The 17964-nt window shown below is 57.4% G+C and carries 15 protein-coding genes; 2 read left to right on the top strand and 13 right to left on the bottom strand.

What is annotated here, in order from left to right:
- Positions 1–63: 63 nt before the first annotated feature.
- The 12 genes from J2Z49_RS02160 to J2Z49_RS02105 all read right to left on the bottom strand — a co-directional run bounded on the left by J2Z49_RS02160 (position 64) and on the right by J2Z49_RS02105 (position 14745).
- Positions 64–741 carry a Crp/Fnr family transcriptional regulator gene (locus J2Z49_RS02160; RefSeq protein ID WP_307399428.1) on the bottom strand — a complete coding sequence of 226 codons (678 nt, stop codon included), beginning with the start codon at positions 739–741 and terminating at the stop codon, positions 64–66.
- Positions 742–883: 142 nt separating this feature from the next.
- On the bottom strand, positions 884–2839 hold the full coding sequence (locus tag J2Z49_RS02155) for an acetoacetate--CoA ligase (RefSeq protein WP_307399426.1): 1956 nt from the start codon (positions 2837–2839) through the stop codon (positions 884–886).
- A gap of 212 nt (positions 2840–3051) precedes the next feature.
- The gene (locus J2Z49_RS02150; RefSeq protein WP_307399424.1) at positions 3052–4440 is read right to left on the bottom strand and encodes a short-chain fatty acid transporter; all 1389 of its coding nucleotides are present in this window, start codon (positions 4438–4440) and stop codon (positions 3052–3054) included.
- A 420-nt stretch (positions 4441–4860) separates the two neighbouring features.
- Positions 4861–6351: a sigma-54-dependent transcriptional regulator gene (locus J2Z49_RS02145; protein WP_307399422.1), complete on the bottom strand. Its 1491-nt coding sequence runs from the start codon at positions 6349–6351 to the stop codon at positions 4861–4863.
- A gap of 202 nt (positions 6352–6553) precedes the next feature.
- Positions 6554–8032 (bottom strand): ATP-binding protein, encoded by a 1479-nt coding sequence (locus tag J2Z49_RS02140; RefSeq protein ID WP_307399420.1) that lies wholly within the window; start codon positions 8030–8032, stop codon positions 6554–6556.
- Positions 8033–8286: 254 nt separating this feature from the next.
- Positions 8287–8916 (bottom strand): nucleotidyl transferase AbiEii/AbiGii toxin family protein, encoded by a 630-nt coding sequence (locus J2Z49_RS02135; RefSeq protein ID WP_307399419.1) that lies wholly within the window; start codon positions 8914–8916, stop codon positions 8287–8289.
- Positions 8865–9158: a DUF6922 domain-containing protein gene (locus J2Z49_RS02130; protein ID WP_307399417.1), complete on the bottom strand. Its 294-nt coding sequence runs from the start codon at positions 9156–9158 to the stop codon at positions 8865–8867. Before J2Z49_RS02130 ends, J2Z49_RS02135 begins: the two co-directional genes overlap by 52 nt.
- Positions 9159–9341: 183 nt before the next feature.
- Complete coding sequence (mfd, locus tag J2Z49_RS02125) at positions 9342–12881, bottom strand: transcription-repair coupling factor (RefSeq protein WP_307399415.1); 3540 nt, start codon at positions 12879–12881, stop codon at positions 9342–9344.
- A gap of 89 nt (positions 12882–12970) precedes the next feature.
- Complete coding sequence (locus J2Z49_RS02120) at positions 12971–13195, bottom strand: hypothetical protein (protein ID WP_307399413.1); 225 nt, start codon at positions 13193–13195, stop codon at positions 12971–12973.
- Positions 13196–13305: 110 nt separating this feature from the next.
- A complete protein-coding gene (locus J2Z49_RS02115) occupies positions 13306–13701 on the bottom strand; it encodes a hypothetical protein (protein ID WP_307399411.1) in 396 nt (131 codons plus the stop codon).
- A 33-nt stretch (positions 13702–13734) separates the two neighbouring features.
- Complete coding sequence (gene pth / locus J2Z49_RS02110; RefSeq protein WP_307399409.1) at positions 13735–14307, bottom strand: aminoacyl-tRNA hydrolase; 573 nt, start codon at positions 14305–14307, stop codon at positions 13735–13737.
- Positions 14308–14427: 120 nt separating this feature from the next.
- Positions 14428–14745, bottom strand: a complete 318-nt coding sequence (locus J2Z49_RS02105; RefSeq protein WP_307399407.1) for a hypothetical protein — start codon at positions 14743–14745, stop codon at positions 14428–14430.
- A 164-nt stretch (positions 14746–14909) separates the two neighbouring features.
- Here J2Z49_RS02105 and J2Z49_RS02100 point away from each other — a divergent pair, with 164 nt between their 5' ends.
- Entirely contained in the window at positions 14910–16166 is a 1257-nt protein-coding gene (locus tag J2Z49_RS02100; RefSeq protein WP_307399405.1) for an NAD(P)-dependent malic enzyme, read from the top strand.
- A gap of 153 nt (positions 16167–16319) precedes the next feature.
- Here J2Z49_RS02100 and J2Z49_RS02095 read toward each other — a convergent pair whose 3' ends face one another.
- Positions 16320–16952, bottom strand: a complete 633-nt coding sequence (locus J2Z49_RS02095; protein WP_307399404.1) for a 50S ribosomal protein L25/general stress protein Ctc — start codon at positions 16950–16952, stop codon at positions 16320–16322.
- Positions 16953–17081: 129 nt separating this feature from the next.
- On the opposite strand from J2Z49_RS02095, the gene J2Z49_RS02090 reads away from it, so the two are divergent.
- Positions 17082–17804 (top strand): PRC-barrel domain-containing protein, encoded by a 723-nt coding sequence (locus J2Z49_RS02090; RefSeq protein WP_307399403.1) that lies wholly within the window; start codon positions 17082–17084, stop codon positions 17802–17804.
- Positions 17805–17964 lie beyond the last annotated feature (160 nt).

The raw sequence follows: 17964 nt of genomic DNA, 5'->3' as shown, positions 1-17964 counted from the left end.
GGAGTAGTTATTAGTATAGCTAAGGGGGGTTGTGATTTCCGTAAAACGTTTGACGTTTTTTAATTAATTTTCAAAAATCATTCTCCTTAACGCTTCCAGGTCCGGCACGAAAATGCTCCTCCCGTACACTTTGATAACCTGCCGGCCCTCGAAATCTTTAATTAGGGTAGCCAGCGTCTGCCGGGTGGCCCCAATTAAGCTGGCCAGTTCGTCCCTGGTCAGGCCGGTGTTCATCAGAACGCCCCCATCCCGGGGAATACCCCGGGTGCACGCCCATTGATATAACAGTTTGGCCAAACGGTCCCTGGATTCCATAAAAACCAGCCGCTCGATCACATCCAGGGAGTGCTTCAGGGCGTCTCCCAGCACCCGGACCAGGCCGGACGTCAACTCGGGGTATTTGACCAGCATCTTCTGGAATGTGTGCAGCGGCACCAGCAGCATGACCGAATCTTCCAGGGCCTGGCCGAATGCCCGGGTGTGGCCGCTGAAGATGTCTCCCGGCTCCAGCAAGGTCAGGATAAACTCCTTACCGTCGGGATAGGTGAGAAATACTTTGATGCGTCCCTCCGTGACCAGAAAAATCTCCCTGGAATAGCGCCCCGGGGAAAAGGCCATTTCCTTTTTCTTAAACCTGACCTCCTTGAAGCTGGCAGCAAATTCCTTTAGCTGCTCTAGCGACAGGCCCCCCAGCAATTTATTGTTTTTTACAAAACCGAAATTGCGCAAAACAAAATTCACCTCTAAGCTATTTTACACCCGGGCCCCAATTACCAAAACCCATTCCAGGTAAACCGGCGAAAAATAAAACCCCTCCCCTGGATGGGAGGGGGTTTCCACCAGGGCGGCCGCCGTACGGTGGATTTTCCCGGAAACCGGGCATTCAACTTTGCAGCTCAGTAAGGTTTTTAAAATACTCCAGCGCCTCCGGGTTGGCCAGAGCGTCCTTGTTCAGCACCGGCCGGTTGTGGATGACATCCCGCACCGCCATTTCCACCTTCTTGCCGTTCAGGGTGTAGGGAATGTCCTTTACGGCAAGGATCTTGGCCGGCACGTGGCGGGGCGTGGTGTTCTCCCGGATGGCGCTTTTGATTTTATTGATTAACTGGTCGTTCAGCTCAACGCCTTCGGCGAGCTTGACAAAAAGGAGCACCCGCACGTCGTTGTCCCAGTCCTGTCCCACCACGATGCTGTCGGCAATCTCGGGCAGGGATTCCACCACGCGGTAAATCTCCGCCGTGCCGATGCGCACCCCGCCGGGATTTAAGGTGGCGTCGGAACGGCCGTAGATGATGACGCCCCCGGTATCGGTAATTTCCACGTAATCCCCGTGACGCCACACGTTGGGATAGACGTCAAAGTAGGTGCTCCTGTACTTCTTCCTGTCGGGATCGTTCCAGAAGTAGACGGGCATGGAGGGAAAGGGAGCGGTGCAGACCAGCTCGCCCTTCCGGTCGATCAGGGGTTTCCCTTCGGAGTCGAAACTTTCCACCTTCATGCCCAGGCCCCGGCACTGCAGTTCCCCGGCATACACCGGCCCGATGGGGTTGCCCAGGGCGAAGCAGGAGATGATGTCCGTGCCCCCGGAAATGGAGGAGAGGCAGACATCCTGTTTGATGTCCCTGTATACATATTCAAAGCTTTCCACCGACAGGGGGGAACCGGTGGACAAAATGGCCTTCAACCGGCTCAGGTCATAGGTGGCCCCGGGCTTCACGCCGGCCTTTTCCACCGAGGCCAGGTATTTAGCGCTGGTGCCGAAGACGGTGATCCCTTCGTCCTGGGCCAGCTTCCACAGGGCACCCGCATCGGGATAGAAGGGCGAGCCGTCGAAGAGAAGTACTGTGGCCCCCACGGCCAGGGAGCTGACCAGCCAGTTCCACATCATCCAGCCGCAGGTGGTGAAATAAAAGATGGTGTCCTCCCGTTTCAAGTCGGTGTGTAGGATCAGTTCTTTCAGGTGCTGGATGAGGGTGCCCCCCGCACCGTGGACGATGCATTTGGGCACCCCGGTGGTGCCGGAGGAGTACATGATGTATACCGGGTGGTCAAAGGGCAGCCGGGTGAATTCGATCTCCAACCCTTCGCCGGCAGCCAGGAAGTCCTGATAGGGCACCACCTTTGGCACGCGGCTGATGTCCGGCTCCTTTTCCGTATAGGAAACCACCACGACCCGTTCGATGCTGGGGATTTCCTTTACGATGCCGGCCACCCTCTCCAGGGAATCATATTTTTTGCCGTTGTAGGAGTAGCCGTTGGCCGTAAAGAGCACTTTGGGCTGAATCTGGCCGAAGCGGTCGAATACGCCCTTGACGCCGAAATCAGGCGAGCAGGAGGACCAGATGGCCCCAATGCTGGTGGCGGCCAGCATGGCCACCACGGTCTCAATCATGTTGGGCATGAAGCCCGCCACCCGGTCGCCCACGGTAACACCCATCTCCCTCAGGGCCCTGGCCAGCCGGGCCACCTGGTCGTAGAGCCCAGCATAACTCAGGCGCACCGGCTCTTCCATGGCCTCCCCCTTAAAAATGAGGGCCGTATGGTCGTCCCGGTAACGCAGCAGGTTCTCCGCAAAGTTCAGCTCCGCCCCCACAAACCACCTGCAGCCCAGCATGTCCTCGAAGTTCACCACTACCTGGTCGTAGGGACGGGAGGCGATAATACCCCCGAATTCCCACATGGCCTCCCAGAAGGCGGGAGCGTTTTCAATGGACCACTGGTACAGTTCATTGTAAGTGGTAAAATTGTGGCCGTGCTTTTTGTTTACAAATTCCATGAAGCGGGTCATATTGGCCTGTTTTTTTCTCTCTTTCGACGGCTCCCAGAGCAGTTTTTTCACGCCTGTTTGCCCCCTTCAACATAAAATTTTCAGTGTGCGGCAGGCCCCGTCCCCACAGGCGGTCCAGGGCGGGGCCCAATGATACCGTACTATTCCCTTGATTTTGAATATTCACGATTGGCGCAAAATTATCCTGCCGCAGGGTTAATTTCAACAACGAAAGTATGCACATGCCGCCAGAGAAGGCACGAAAGCAGCACCGCAACATGCGCTTAAAATGGAACGAAAGTGAGTCCTAAAAGAATCACCACTCCGGTAACCACAAAAACCAGGGTGGTATAGCCCACTATTTCCCTGAAATTCAGCTTGACCACGGTCAGGAAGGGCAGCGCCCAAAAGGGCTGGATCAGGTTGATCCAGTCATTGCCAAAGGCATAGGCAATGACCGTTTTGGCGTGGGGCACCCCCAGCTGCGCCCCGGCGGCAATGATATAGGGCGCTTCCACGGCCCACTTGGATCCGCCGGAGGGAATGAAATAACCCATAATGGCTGACAGGATGGCCACAAAGGCCGGGAAGGTCTGGGCGGTGGTTACGCTCAAAATCCACTGGGCAAAAACTTCCACCAGACCGGAAAATTTCATCATGCCGAAAATACCGGCATAAAAGGGAAACTGCAAAATGATGCCCCAGGCCGCCGGCGTGGCCTTCTGGACCGCCCGGATCAGGTTGGCCGGGGTGCGGTGCAGGAGGATGATCAGCATCAGAAATATAAAGTTGACCAGGTTAATATCCAGGCACTTCTTGGCCACAAAGAAATGATAACCCAGGTACACCAGGAACATGGCCGCCATAATATACGACAGAATCCCCGAATACATCAAGCGATCCGCCGGCGTCACCGGGCCGGTGGTCCGGACCGCCTCCACCACATTTTGCTCCTGCATGGCTTCCGGGTCAACCTCTTCCATGGTGACAACCTGATTTTCCTTTGGTGGGAGCACCTTCCAGAAAAGAAATACAGTAACCAGCACCACCAGGAGCATGGTGATAATGGTATAGGGGACAAAAAGGGTCTGGGAAACAGGAATAACCCCCATTTCCTTCACCATGAAATGGTTGCTGGTGGCCACCAGCAGGGGCACCGAACCGGAAAGGCCCACATGCCAGATGATAAAGGTGGCATAGGCTGCCGCCACAATCAGCTTGTAGTCTGCCTTAACCCCGTTTTTACTGGCCTGGCGGGCCAGTTCCCGGGCAAAAAGGGCGCTGAAAATCAATCCGAATCCCCAGTTGATGTAATAGGCAATAAAAGTAATCACCACGGCGTAAACGTATACACCGGAAGCGGTGCGGGGAACGCCGGCCATGCGCACCAGCACACGGTTAACAAAGGGAGTGGTGGCCAGGGCGTAACCGGTAACCACAATCAGGGTCATCTGCATGGCAAATTCCAGCAGTACCCAGAACCCCTTGCCCCAGTCAGCCACCAGATCCAGTGGCGTTGAATTGGTTAATAGCAAACCCAGGATAAAGGTGACAAAGGTAAGGATTAAGACAATTACGTAGGAATCGGGCACATAGCGTTCGGCCATACCCGTCAGCCAGCGGGTAAATCCCCGCGGCTGGGCCTGGGAAGCCGGCAATGGACCGACAGACATATGAATCCCCCTTTCAAAAGATAATCAATGTTACTTCATGCCTGCCCCGGCGTGGCGGCTTGACCCCGGAAGCCGTATTCAAGGGATACTGTCAGTGCCGCCGGATTGGAGCCACTGGTTGACCGGCCTGAAAATCACCCCCCTTCCCCGGATACCCAAAAAGATGAGCAATAATTGTGCCATCCGAAAATATTATGATTATTTTGACATGGCCTGCCGTTTGTGGCCTTTTGAATTCAGGGATAATGACCGGCGATTGTTCGCATAACAAAAAAGGGAGCAAAAGTGGCTACTTTTTAGCCACTTTTGCTCCCTTTGTAGCTACCTGAGCAGTCGTTGAACGTAAGTCGCCGGTCGTTTGGGTTTGAACAGGTATGAATAGATCAGGAATTACTGTCTGCCGGGGCAATGTCAAATTCCTTAACCGGAACACTTTTCCAGCCCGTAGGCTTCCATTTTGTACTGCAGCGCCCGGCGGCTGATATCCAGGATGCGGGCGGTGCGGGATTTGTTGCCGCCGGTGCGGCGCAGGGCCTCGGCGATGAGCTGGCGCTCCACCTGCTGGATGGCCTGTCTCAATGTAGGCAGGGGTCCTTCCCGGAAGTACGGGAATTCGCAGGCGGGCTGGGCGGCCGTTTCATCCGTACGATGACCGGGCCGCCCGGCGGGTGTATCGCCCCGTTCCCTGATTCTTCCCCCACTCGGCCCGCCTTCCCTCCCTTCCGTGTATTCCAGGAATTCATCGGGCAGGTGTTCGGGACGGATGACGGGGCCGGAAGCCAGGATCACCGCCCGCTCAATGGTATTTTCCAGTTCCCGGACATTGCCCGGCCAGTGATAGCTTTCCAGCAGGGCCAGGGTCTCCGGCGCCAGCAGTAGCGTCCCCTTATTCACCCGGGCGGCATATTTCTGCACAAAGAACTCGGCCAGCAGGGGTATGTCCCCCGCCCTGTCCCGCAGGGGGGGCAGTGTAATGTTTACCACGTTCAGGCGGTAAAAGAGATCTTCCCGGAACTGCCCGCTGTGCACCGCCTCCGCCAGGTTGCGGTTGGTGGCCGCCACCACCCGGATGTCCACGGGAATGGTGCGCACACCGCCCAAACGGTCAATTTCCTTTTCCTGCAGCACGCGCAATAACTTGGCCTGCAGGGAAAGGGGCAGGTCCCCCACCTCGTCCAGAAAAACCGTGCCCGTATGGGCCATTTCCAGCTTCCCGGGCTTGGACCGGGCGGCTCCGGTAAAGGCGCCCTTTTCATAACCAAACAGTTCGCTTTCCAGCAAACCCTCCGGCAGGGCGGCACAGTTCACCTTGATCAGGGGCCCTTCCCGGCGCAGGCTGTAATGGTGTAGCAATCCGGCCACAATCTCCTTGCCCGTGCCGCTCTCTCCCTGGATGAGCACCGCGGCGTCGGTGGGGGCCACCCGGCCGATAACCTTGAACACTTTCTGCATGGCCTGGCTCTGGCCGATCAGCTGTTCCCCGGGCTGCCCGTTCACCTTCCTTTTCAACCGGTCCAGCTCCCGGGTCAGCCGGCCCACTTCCAGCGCCCGCTCCACCATCACTTCCACTTCGTCCACCAGAAAGGGTTTGGTCACGTAGTCGAAGGCCCCGGCCTTCATGGCTTCGATGGCCGTGCGCACGGTACCGTAGGCGGTGATCAGGATAAAGGCCGTCTCCGGGCAGTCCGGTTTCATCCGCCGGAACAGGTCCAGGCCGTTTTCCCCGGGCATGCGGATATCCAGGATGGCCACGTCCACCCTTTCCCTCTCCAGGCAGGCAGCGGCCTGCAGGCCGTCCTCCACCACCGTCACCCGGTAGCCCCTGGCCTCCAGGACCGTTTGCAACAGGCGGCGGATACTTGCCTCATCATCGGCCACTAAAATATGGGGCTGGTACGGTAGGGACATCATCAATGGCACCTCCGTCCGGCAAATACTTGTGTCAGACAATCCGCTTATGGCACGGCCCGGCACTCAATGCAAGTCATGTTCTCGAAAAGACTATTGTTCGCACGGCTATATATTACCGGTCTGGAAGCAGAAAACATTGCGTGGCCCGCTCAGGTGCTTCGCGCCAACAACACCACCGCTGGTCCCGCTCCACGCAAAAACCTTAAACGCCCGGCCGGTTAAAGTCCACGGGTAAAAAAACGGTAAATGTGCTCCCCTCCCCCGGGCGGGATTCCACCCGGATGCTCCCCCCGTGTTTTTCCACTATCCGCTGGGATACGGGCAGGCCCAGGCCGGTACCCTTTACCCGGGTGGTAAAAAAGGGGTCAAAGATTTTTTTCACCTGGCCGGGATCAATCCCGCAGCCGGTATCGGCGAAGATGGCCTGCACGTGGCTGCCCTCCCGGCGGGTGGTAATTGTCAACCGGCCGCCCCTTTCCATGGCCTGGACGGCATTGAGGCACAGGTTTAAAAAGACCTGTTTCAACTGCTGGCTGTCCCCGTATATTTCGGGCAAATCCGGCGCCAGGAACAGTTTTACTTCCACCCCCGCCTTCTGCGCCCGTGGTGAAATGAGAACCGCCGTTTCTTCAACCAGCTGGTTGACATCCATGGGCAGCACCCTTCCGTCCCGGGGCCGGGCAAAACTAAGCAATTCTTGAATAATCCTTTCAATGCGGATTACTTCACTGATAATGATTTCCGCCTGCTGGTGCAGCTCTTCACCGGGAGGCAGTGCCCGGGCCAGGCACTGGGCAAAACCGCTGATTCCCGTCAGGGGATTGCGGATTTCGTGGGCCAGGCCGGCCGCCAGTTCTCCCACCGCCGCCAGCCTCTCCATACGGCTCACCTGCTCCTGCAGCGCCTGGCGGGTATCCACCATCCGGTTGATGGCCCCGACTATCTCCCCCACTTCCCCGGACATGGGGTTGAAACGGAAGGACGGCTCCCTTTCCAGGCGCACCAGCCCTTCTTTGATCATTTCTACCTTGCGGGCCAGATTCCCCGACAGCACCACCGCCCCGCCCACGGCCACCAGCAGGGCCAGCAACAGCACGATATAAAAGGGCCGCAGCATCAACGCCACCTGGTTGCGCACGTCGGCGGTAAAAACATTGGCCCAGATGTAGCCGATTACCCGGCCGTCCCTTTTAATGGGAATCATGGCGTTGACAATATCCCCCCGGACCAGGTTGGCAATCTGCACCCGGGGCTCACCGGTGGCCATGACCCTTCTTCCCTCATGGTCGGGGCCGATGGACAGCCCCACCTTATTCTGGTACTGGCTGCTGGGACCGTAAGTGATAATAGCATCCAGATCCAGGGAATAGTAGCCCACCCCCACCCCGGGATAGGCCGCTGCCACCTCATCGGTGATTCCCGCCAGGGCCCGGTTTAATGCCCGGATTTTGGCCTGGCGGTCCGCCGCGGTGAGCCCTTCCTGGGCCAGCAATTCATCAAAACCGGCCGGCAGGGCCGCATCCAGCTCCCGGGCCACCCCAAAAAGCCACCATTCCTTTTCCTGTAAAATCCCCCGGGAAGCCTGGCGGATCATAAAGTAGCTGGCCGCCAGCAGGGGAACCACGGCCAGGACGATGGTAAGCAGCATGATCTGGTAGCGCAGGCGGTGGTAAAAAGCCATTTTTTCTTCTCCCGAAGGAAGGTTTTGAAAGTAGCTTATTTAATTAATTTTCCGCATTTAAAGAGCATTTCCTGCCGGGAAAGGGTGGCATATGTCGAATAAACAAAAGTGCTGCCGGGACGGAAGTAGAGCGGCAACTTCTGTTCCCCAAAGATCCCCCAGCCCAGGGGGGGTACACAACCGGGGCCTGAAACTGTGCTGGGCCGTAACCCTTAGACCATGGACCCGTTTTACACAAAAAACAACCCGCGCTTTTACAGGCTGTTGCGCAAAAGCGGCGGTACCACCCGTTCAAAATGCTTCTTCACCTGGGACCAGCCGACGTCGCGCAGCAGGACGGGATCCCTCTCCTTTTCGGCATCGGCAAAATAGGTGAGGCTTTTCAGTACATGATACAGGTTGAAGTTGGATCCGGCAAACTTGCGCCGGTAAAGTTCCAGGCACACGCGCAAGTCCGCAATTTCCCGGTTAATAAAGTAAAGGTCAAAAAAATCCTTTTTGCTCCCCCTGGAGGCAATGGCTTCTATTTTCATCGGGGCAATATCCTGGGGACAAGCCACCTTGCAGTCCAGGAAAAGGGCAGGAGGAAAGAGCAACGGATAGCGGTAGTACAAAAAGCTTATTTTGGTTTCCCGGAATATTCCGTGCAGCGTCCCCCACCGTTCCTCCAGCAGCAGAAACTGTCCCACTTCCTGCAGCCTTTGCTTGAGCAACAGGGTATCCACGTGGAAAGGTGAAAAAAAATCCAGGTCTTCGGAAAGGCGGTGCCCCAAATGCAGGGCCAGTGCGGTGCCGCCCGCCAGGTAAAAATCCCGCAGCAAGCCGGCGGAACTTAATAATTCCAGTGCCCTTTGTCCACTCTGTGGGAGGGCGGACGCAAACATCTAAGCTCATCCTCCTGCAAATGGTAATAACAGCGCCAGAAACTACCCGTTTTGACAGAAAGCCGGGGGCTGGTTTTGATCACTTCCAGCAACTCGGCATCAGTATACTGTTCCAGCACCCAGCGAATGGCCCGGTCATTGCCCAACTCCAGCAATCGCTCGATGATAAAATAATAATCGGCCCGGGCATCCAGGTCGGCAAAGGCAACGTCCCAAAAAAACTGTTTTAAAAACCCGGGCAACGACACGGAGATCACCGTCCCTTATCAACCAGTGGGTACCATCGCATAACCATTTGGCCGACGGTCGCCTTTAGCAACGACCGCTGCCCGCACCATCACTGGTTTCGCAACGGTATCCAGTGAGGAAGCATAACCAACCACTACAGGTGTTTTCCAGTGGTGCTCTCTCCCATTCTTTTCGTGCTAAGCCGCGTGCACTTTGTTTGCCTCATGGAGATCCCGCAGGAAATTCTCCAGCCCGCCCAGGTAATTCAGGGGATCGTCCGGGGTATTCCGGGTCCGGAGGCGGATTTCAAATTCTTCGTTACTGCTGCTGAACTTTATCCGGTTGGCGTACTGCTTGCCTATCTCCACCAGGGCCTCGCCCCGGAGGTTGTGCTCAGGCGCAAACTGCAGGCGGAAACTCCCCGGCTGGGCCGTAATGGATTTAATCCCCAGGGAGCTGGCCAGGGCCCTCAAGCGGGCCACGGTAAGCAAGGTGCATACCGGCTGCGGGGGATCCCCGAAGCGGTCCACCAGTTCATCCTCCAGCTCCACGACCTGCTCTTCCCGGCGCACCACGGCCAGGCGGCGGTACAGATCCACCTTCTGGTTGCCATCCCGGACATAGGTATCGGGGATATAAGCTTCCACGGGCAGTTCGATGGAGGTTTCCACCACTTTTTCCGGCGCCTCTCCCCTGGCCTCCCGCACCGCCTCCTCCAGCAAACGGCAGTAGAGGTCGAAGCCCACCGCGGCAATGTGGCCGTGCTGCTCGGCGCCCAGCAAATTGCCCGCGCCCCGTATTTCCAGGTCCCGCATGGCAATCTTGTACCCGGAACCAAACTCGGTAAAGTCGCGGATGGCTGCCAGCCTTTTTTCCGCCAGTTCGTTCAGCACCCGGTCACGACGGAAGGTAAAATAGGCATAGGCCAGGCGGTTGGAGCGGCCCACCCTGCCCCGCAGCTGGTAGAGCTGGGCCAGGCCGAAATTATTAGCATCTTTAACAATCAATGTGTTGACATTCGGAATGTCCAGGCCGCTTTCAATGATGGTGGTGCAGACCAGCACGTCATAAGCACCGTCCATGAAATCGAGCATGATTTGTTCCAGTTCCTCTTCCTTCATCTGCCCGTGGGCCACCGCAATGCGGGCTTCCGGCACCAGGCCCTGCAGCCAGGCGGCCACCTGGTCCAGATCCATCACGCGGTTATGCACGAAATATACCTGGCCACCCCGGCCCATCTCGCGCCGGATGGCTTCCCGGATAAGCACCGGATCCTCTTCCAGAACGTAGGTCTGCACCGGGAAGCGGTTTTCCGGAGGGGTTTCCAGGAGGCTCGTGTCCCGCACCCCCACCAGCGACATGTGCAGGGTGCGGGGGATGGGGGTGGCGGTCAGGGTGAGCACATCCACATCCTGCTTCAGCCGCTTGAGCTTTTCCTTATGGGCCACCCCGAAGCGCTGTTCCTCATCCACCACCAGAAGACCCAGGTCCTTGAACAACACATCGTCCTGCACCAGGCGGTGAGTGCCGATGACAATGTCCACCTGGCCCGAGGCCAGGCCCGCCAGCACCCGGCGCTGCTCCTTCGGGGTGCGGAAGCGGCTTAAGACCTCGATGGTCACCGGAAAGCCGGCAAAACGCTCCCGGAAGGTGTTGTAGTGCTGCTGGGCCAGGATGGTGGTGGGCACCAGCACGGCCACCTGCTTGCCGTCCATGACGGCCTTGAAGGCGGCCCGCAGGGCCACCTCGGTTTTGCCGTAGCCCACGTCCCCGCAGAGCAGGCGGTCCATGGGGCGGGGACGTTCCATATCCGCCTTGACTTCCTGGATGGCCCGGAGCTGGTCCGGGGTTTCCTGGTAGGGAAAGGCCGCTTCAAACTCCTGCTGCCACGGTGTATCGGGGCTGAAGGCATGGCCGGGCAGGGCCTGGCGGGCGGCGTAGAGGGCCAGCAGCTCCTGGGCCATCTCCCGCACCGCTTCTTTTACCCGCCCCTTCACCCGGGACCATTCCCCTCCCCCCAGCCGGGACAACCGGGGAGCTTCCGCTTCGGCCCCCAGATATTTCTGGATCAACCCTACCTGGTCGGTAGGCACATACAGTTTGTCTTCCCCGGCATACTTGATCAGTAAATAATCCTTCTGCACGCCCCCGATATTCAGGGAAACGATGCCCATGTAACGGCCGATGCCGTGGTTTACATGCACCACGTAATCGCCTGCTTTTAAATCCGTAAGGGGTTCCGGGCGGCCGGCGGTCCGGGCACGTACCCGCTGGGTCCTTTTCCACCGCTGGCCGTAGATGTCCGCCTCGGTGATAACCACCAGCCGGCCGGAAACCAGCTCAAATCCTCCGGAAAGGCGACCGGCGGCAAGGGCAATGTTGCCGGGCGTAACGGGCCGGTCCAGGGAACCGGTCACGTAGGCGTCCAGCCCGGCATTGCGCAGCTCTTCCGCCAGGTGCCGGGCGCGCTCCTCGGTGGAGAGCAGCATGACCACGGCATAGCCGGATTTGCGCCAGTGGCGTACTTCATCGGCCAGCACATCCAGGCGCCCCAGAAAAGAATGCATACCCCGGGTGGAAAAAGTAACCACATCGTGGACAATCAGATGCTGGGGCTGGCGAGTTAAAAGGGAAAAATAAACCGTTTTGCGCCTGTGCAATTGCTGCTCGATTTGCTGCCATTGTACATAGCCATGGATCTGTCCGGGCAAAACGCGGCCGGCGGACAACAGCTCGCTATAGGTTTCCGACCGCTCTTTGAAGATGCTTTCCGCCACCTCCCGGATGCGGATGAGGTCGTCAACCACCGTCAAGCTGGCAAAGGGCATATAATCAAGTAGCGTATAAGGGTGGCGGTAAAAATAGGGTAGAAATTGATCCAATCCCGGGTAGTAACCACCGGAAGCAATCTGCTCCTTTGCGTTTTCCCCCAGTTCCTCCAACCGGCGGCGAACTTCCAGGGTGGAACTTTCGGTAACCTTCTTTAGCTGCAGGCGATACTCCGTTTCCAGGACATCCAGGGCCCGGGCACGGCTCTCCTCCGTAACCACCAGTTCCCGGGCGGGAGGAAGGGAAACAGCACCGGTCCGGTCAATGGAACGCTGGGAGCCGGCATCAAAAAAACGGATGGAATCCACTTCGTCGTCAAAGAATTCCAGCCGCACGGGGTGCTCAAAGGTCAGGGGGTAAACATCGAGAATACCGCCCCTTAAGGCCAGTTGACCCGGGCCCTCCACCATTTCCACCCGCTCGTAACCAACGTCCACCAACCGCCGGACCAGTTCCTCCAGATCCACCCTTTGACCCACGGCAAGGTCGATGATGGCGCGGCGAAAAACCTCCGGCGGGGAAAGGCGGCGCAGGAGGGCCTCCAGCGGTGCCACCACCACACAGGGTTCGTCCCGGGAAAGGGTCACCAGCGCCTTCAGCCGCTGGGCAAGCACCTCTTTACCGTGGGCCAGGACCTGGTAGGGCAGCAACTGCCATACGGGAAACAGGTACACGGGAATGCCTGGCAAAAGGGAGGCAAAATCATCGGCCAGCACGGAAGCCTCACTATCTCCCGGCGTGATGATTAAAACCGGGCCGCCCACGGCGTCAATGAGGCCCGCGGCAACCAGGCTGCGCTGGGCTCCGGAAAGACCGAAAACCAACTGCTGGCCGGTTTGCCGGGACACGGCGGCAAGCAGGGTTTTAAATTCTGAACTTTTTTGCAATGGTTCCAGCAACGCACGCATTTTTAAGATTAACCTCTTTCGAAAATGGGCATCACAAAAAGAGCTTTAGCGCAGCTAAAGCCCTGTACGCATCGCAAGGTACGTTTGCATCAATGCAACCAGAAGGGACCCTGGTAAAAAAGGGGTCCGGGAGGACCGTATAACGTCTCCCGGCAGTCATCGCAAAGGCAATACTGAAAGATCACATTCATTATATCCCCGGAATCCTCCCCAGTCAAGGCGGCAGAAACCGTCCCGCCGGTACCGTCGCTATTGTTGATCCTTTCCTCCCTGACTACCTGATCGCAGCACTCACAAATATGGATTATTTTCATCTATAAGATGCATCCTTTCTGGAACTGGCAGCGCTCGCCCCTTGCCGCTCCCTTGCAGCGCCGCATCCTCATCGACGGTTTTCACTGAAATATTTACTACGCTAGCATCTTTACGGTTTCCTGGAAAGATTTATCACCAGCTTGTTCCAACCCATGTGGAATAAACAGGTCCCGGCCACGGCCAGCAGGGCACTGGTGGTGAGCCGGTAAAGCCAACCGGCGGCCAACCCAAAGGCGGTATGGGAAGCAAGGCTCACCAGCCCCGCCGCCCAACCCCGTCCGCCCCGAGCAGTATCCCAAACCCCCTCCACCAAACCAAAAATGAAATGGGCCAGGGGAATGGATGTCCCCAGGAAAAGGGCAAAACTTGTTTTGGCCGCCTCCTCAACCACGGGAGCCACATAAACCACGGCAAAGGCACCCGTACGGCTGAAAAAAAGGCCGTTAACCAGCCAGGAAGCGGCGGCCGCCAGCACTCCGGCCGGGATAAAGGCTAACTGATTCATCTTTATCCTAGTATGGACAAAAAAAGCCGGCCTCTATACCCGGCCGGCATTAAAGAGATTCATGGCCGCATCCAGGCCCCTGGTAAGGGCTACCTGAACGGCTTTGGAAGCATCGGCCACCGCCTTTTCAATGAGCGGGCTTTCTTCCTCCGTGAACCGTCCCAAAACCCAATCCACCACCTCATGACCCGGCCCGGCAGGACGGCCTATGCCCACACGCAAACGGGGAAATTCCCGGCTGCCCGCCAGCTCAATGATGGACCGCAAACCCTTATGCCCCCCGTGCCCCCCGGACTTGCGCAGGCGCAGGCGACCGGTGGGCAAATCCAGGTCGTCGGAAACAACCAGCAGGTGGGCTGGTGTAAGCCTGTACCAGTTCAACAAGGCGGCCACCGCTTCACCGCTTCTGTTCATGTAGGTTAAAGGCTTGGCCAAAACCAGGCTCTGGCCGGCCACCTGCCCCTGGCCGACCAGGGCACGCAAAAACACCCGGTCAACTGTTATACCCAGGTCCCGGGCCAGTCTATCCACAACCATAAAGCCCACGTTATGGCGGGTCCCGGCATACTCCGGGCCGGGGTTGCCCAATCCCACTACAAGCCACATGTTTTTGCTCCCCTTTCCATGACCATTGTATCCACAACGACCCTCCCCCGCAACTGCAAGGTTTTTGCCGGACAATAAAAAAGCCCCGGCTTTTTTCCGGAGCTTTGCCAGGTTTTGTTTCTACAGACCGCCGTAGGGGGGATAAACTCCAGGCCCGGGCACAAATGCCAGGGGTCCACCGGCAATAACAGCGCCAATGGCCGCGATTGGGATGAAGGCATAGCGTATTGGACCGCGGGTACCCGCAATGTGCAACTCCACGTAATCGATGCCCACGGCATGAAGCATACCCGTAAGCTCCAGGGTCCCGACCTGGTGCCTCATGACATGCATCACATAAATGGTCACCTGCTGCCCCTGGAGCCGGCGCAGGCGATCAACCAGAGGCAAGGCCATATCCGTGGGGCCGTAATACGACTGCAACTGGGTCTCGGACATATGCTACCCTCCCCGCATAAAGATGGTTCTGCTGCCATTTTATGCAAGGAAGGATTCTTTGGTGTTACCGGCCTGTCAATACATTTACTGGATTGACAGGTAATCAGCTTCTTGTTATACTGTATACAAGATGCATAATACATTAATTTCTCGAGGTGTTTACCATGACACTGAATGAAGAAGCAGTTGAAATGCACCGGAAATTCCACGGGAAAATAGAAGTAGGCAGAAAAGTGTCCATCGATAACGAACACGATCTCTCATTGGCCTATACCCCGGGGGTGGCTGAACCGTGCCGCCAAATTCACGCCCAAAAGGATCTGGTTTACGAATATACCGCCAAAGGTAACCTGGTGGCCATCGTCTCCGACGGTACTGCCGTACTGGGGTTGGGAGACATCGGCCCGGAAGCGGCACTGCCGGTAATGGAAGGTAAAGCCCTGCTCTTCAAGCAGCTTGCGGGTGTTGATGCTTTTCCCATTTGCGTGGGCAGCAAAGATATCGATAAAATTGTCGAGACGGTTAAAATGCTGGAACCGACCTTTGGCGGCATTAACCTGGAAGACATTGCGGCACCGGCCTGTTTTGAAATTGAGCGCCGGCTGAAGGAGGAAGTAAGCATCCCCGTTTTCCATGATGATCAGCACGGCACTGCGGTGGTCACGGCGGCCGGGTTATTTAATGCCTTAAAAGTGGTGGGCAAAGAGATGAGCGAAGTACGGGTGGTTATAAACGGGTGTGGCGCAGCGGGTATAGCCGTGGCCAACTTGCTGCACTACCTGGGCGTACGGGATATCGTGCTTTGCGACAGCAAAGGTGTGATCTACCGCGGGCGTACTGGACTCAATAAGTACAAGGAAGAAGTGGCCTGCCGCACCAACCCGCGGGGAATTAAGGGCCGGCTGGCTGATGCCTTAAGCGGCGCAGACGTCTTCATCGGTCTGTCAAGACCCGGTCTGGTGACACAGGACATGGTACGCAGCATGGCTCCCGGTGCTATCGTCTTCGCCCTCGCCAATCCCGTACCGGAAATTATGCCCGATGAAGCCCTGGAGGCCGGAGCGGCAGTGGTAGCTACCGGGCGTTCCGATTTCCCCAACCAGATCAATAATGTGCTGGCCTTTCCGGGCATCTTCCGCGGTGCCCTGGACGTGCGGGCAACCGACATTAACGATGCCATGAAGGTGGCTGCCGCCCGGGCCATTGCCGGCCTGGTAGCTCCGGGGGAACTGGGGCCCGGTTACATTATTCCCAGGCCCTTTGATCCCCGGGTGGCGCCGGCGGTGGCCGCAGCCGTGGCAAAAGCGGCCATGCAAACAGGAGTGGCCCGGTTGAAAGTAGACCCTGAACAGGTGGCCCGGCATACCCGTGAACTAACTGCCCGTCATGGCGCTGGCCTTACCGAACTGAGGGCCAGTTAAGAAATCCCGGTGTCAAACCCGGGGTTTCTTTTTTGCCCAATCTCCAGGCATAATAAAACACCGGGGCGGCCATGCCTGAAAGCCCCGGCGTTTTTCCAATTATTTTATCCTGCCCCAACGGATCACGCTGATTTAGCAAAGCATGCAGTGAAGTTATTCCTCCCCGGCTTCCGGAGAGGCTTCCTTCTCCTCGCCGGCTTCTTCCTCGCCCGGCACCTTTTCCACTGCCGGAGCCACCACTGTGGCCACCACCTCTTCGGGGTCGTTGAGCACCCTTACCCCCTGCGGCACGGGGAGGTCCGCCACATGAACAGTATCCCCTATTTCCAGCCCTGAAACGTCCATAGTCACGGCCTCGGGGATGTCCGCGGGCAGGCAGGAGATTTCCAGCTCCCGCAACTGCTGCTGTAAAATGCCTCCCTGCTTCACTCCAACCGGCTCGCCTTCAAGCTCCACCGGCACGGTGGTGGTAATTTTTTCCGTGAGTGAAACCTGCTGGAAGTCGGCGTGAATCAGCTCGCCGCGCAGGGAGTCATATTGAAGTTCTTTGATCAACACCTTGTCCTGGCGCTCCTGCCCCTCTCCGGTGATCTTCAGGTTGATTAGAGTGTTCCGGCCGCCCTCACCGGCCAGGATATTCTTCAGTGCCCGTAACTCCACCTCCACCGGAATGTTGCCGATAGCCTTGCCGTAAACAACGGCGGGGATTTTTCCTTGTACTGCCAACCGGTGCCGGTAACCCTTCCCCCGGCCGGTTCTGACTTGCGCCAGCAGACTGGCTTCCATGGTAACCATCCCTCCTCAATCCTGGCATAAAACCGCATTCTTCTCTAGTATTCCCTTTTTTTGGTCATATCAACTCGCAACAAAGCATATGGATTAGGGACAGGAAAGCTACCAAAAGGGGGTCAGCATATGCGCAAGAGCAAACAATTTACTGGCATGCCGGTTATCAGCCTGCAGGAAGGACAGCAAATCGGCGTGGTCCGGGGGCTGGTGGTGGACCCGGAGAAGAAAGCAGTGGCCGCCCTGATCATAGAACAAAAAGGCTGGTTCAAGGAACAAAAGTATATCCCCTTCAGCCGGGTACACAGCGTGGGAGAAAATGTCATTACCGTGGACCGGAGCAGCAATGCCGAAAGGGGCGCCAAACTGCCGGATATTGTGAAACTGGTTAAGGACCGCATTGGGATCACCGGCGCCCGCATCGTCACGGAAAACGGAACCCTTCTAGGACAGGTGGATGAATACTATGTGGACCTGGAAGCCGGGGATATTGTGGGCCTGGAGTTTTCCGGCGGGTTTCTTGACAGCGTGATTTCTGGCCGGGCCTTCCTGGACACCGCCTTTGTTCGCACCATCGGCAGGGAAGTAATCGTCACCAGCAACGAGGCCCTGGCCAATGTAATCAAAATTGAGGGTGGGCTGGCGGAGTCCCTGCGCCAGCTGCAGAAATCAACCAGCCAGGCCTGGGATACCACCCGGCAAAAAACCCGGGAACTGGGAGAAGCAATAAACCGCTCCCTGGAACGGGTCAGGGGTCCCCGGGATGAGGAAACCACCTGTTCCTGCAACCAGTACCATGGTCCCAACGGTGAGGCCCGCGAGCAACCGGAACAACCGCCGCAAGGGAAGTAAAATAAGGAAAAATATGCCCCCGTGAATTACCCTTCCCTTTCGAGAGTAACTTGCTCTTCATCAAGGGGCTCTCTCCGGCAGGCGTAACTCCAGGCAGTCCCTGCACTGCCCTGGCCCCCGCTACGGGGGACTTCCTGGCGGGAAAATTAAAACCTTGATC

This window comes from Desulfofundulus luciae, assembly GCF_030813795.1.
GTDB lineage: Bacteria > Bacillota > Desulfotomaculia > Desulfotomaculales > Desulfovirgulaceae > Desulfofundulus > Desulfofundulus luciae.
This window is presented reverse-complemented; position numbering and strand designations above follow the sequence as displayed.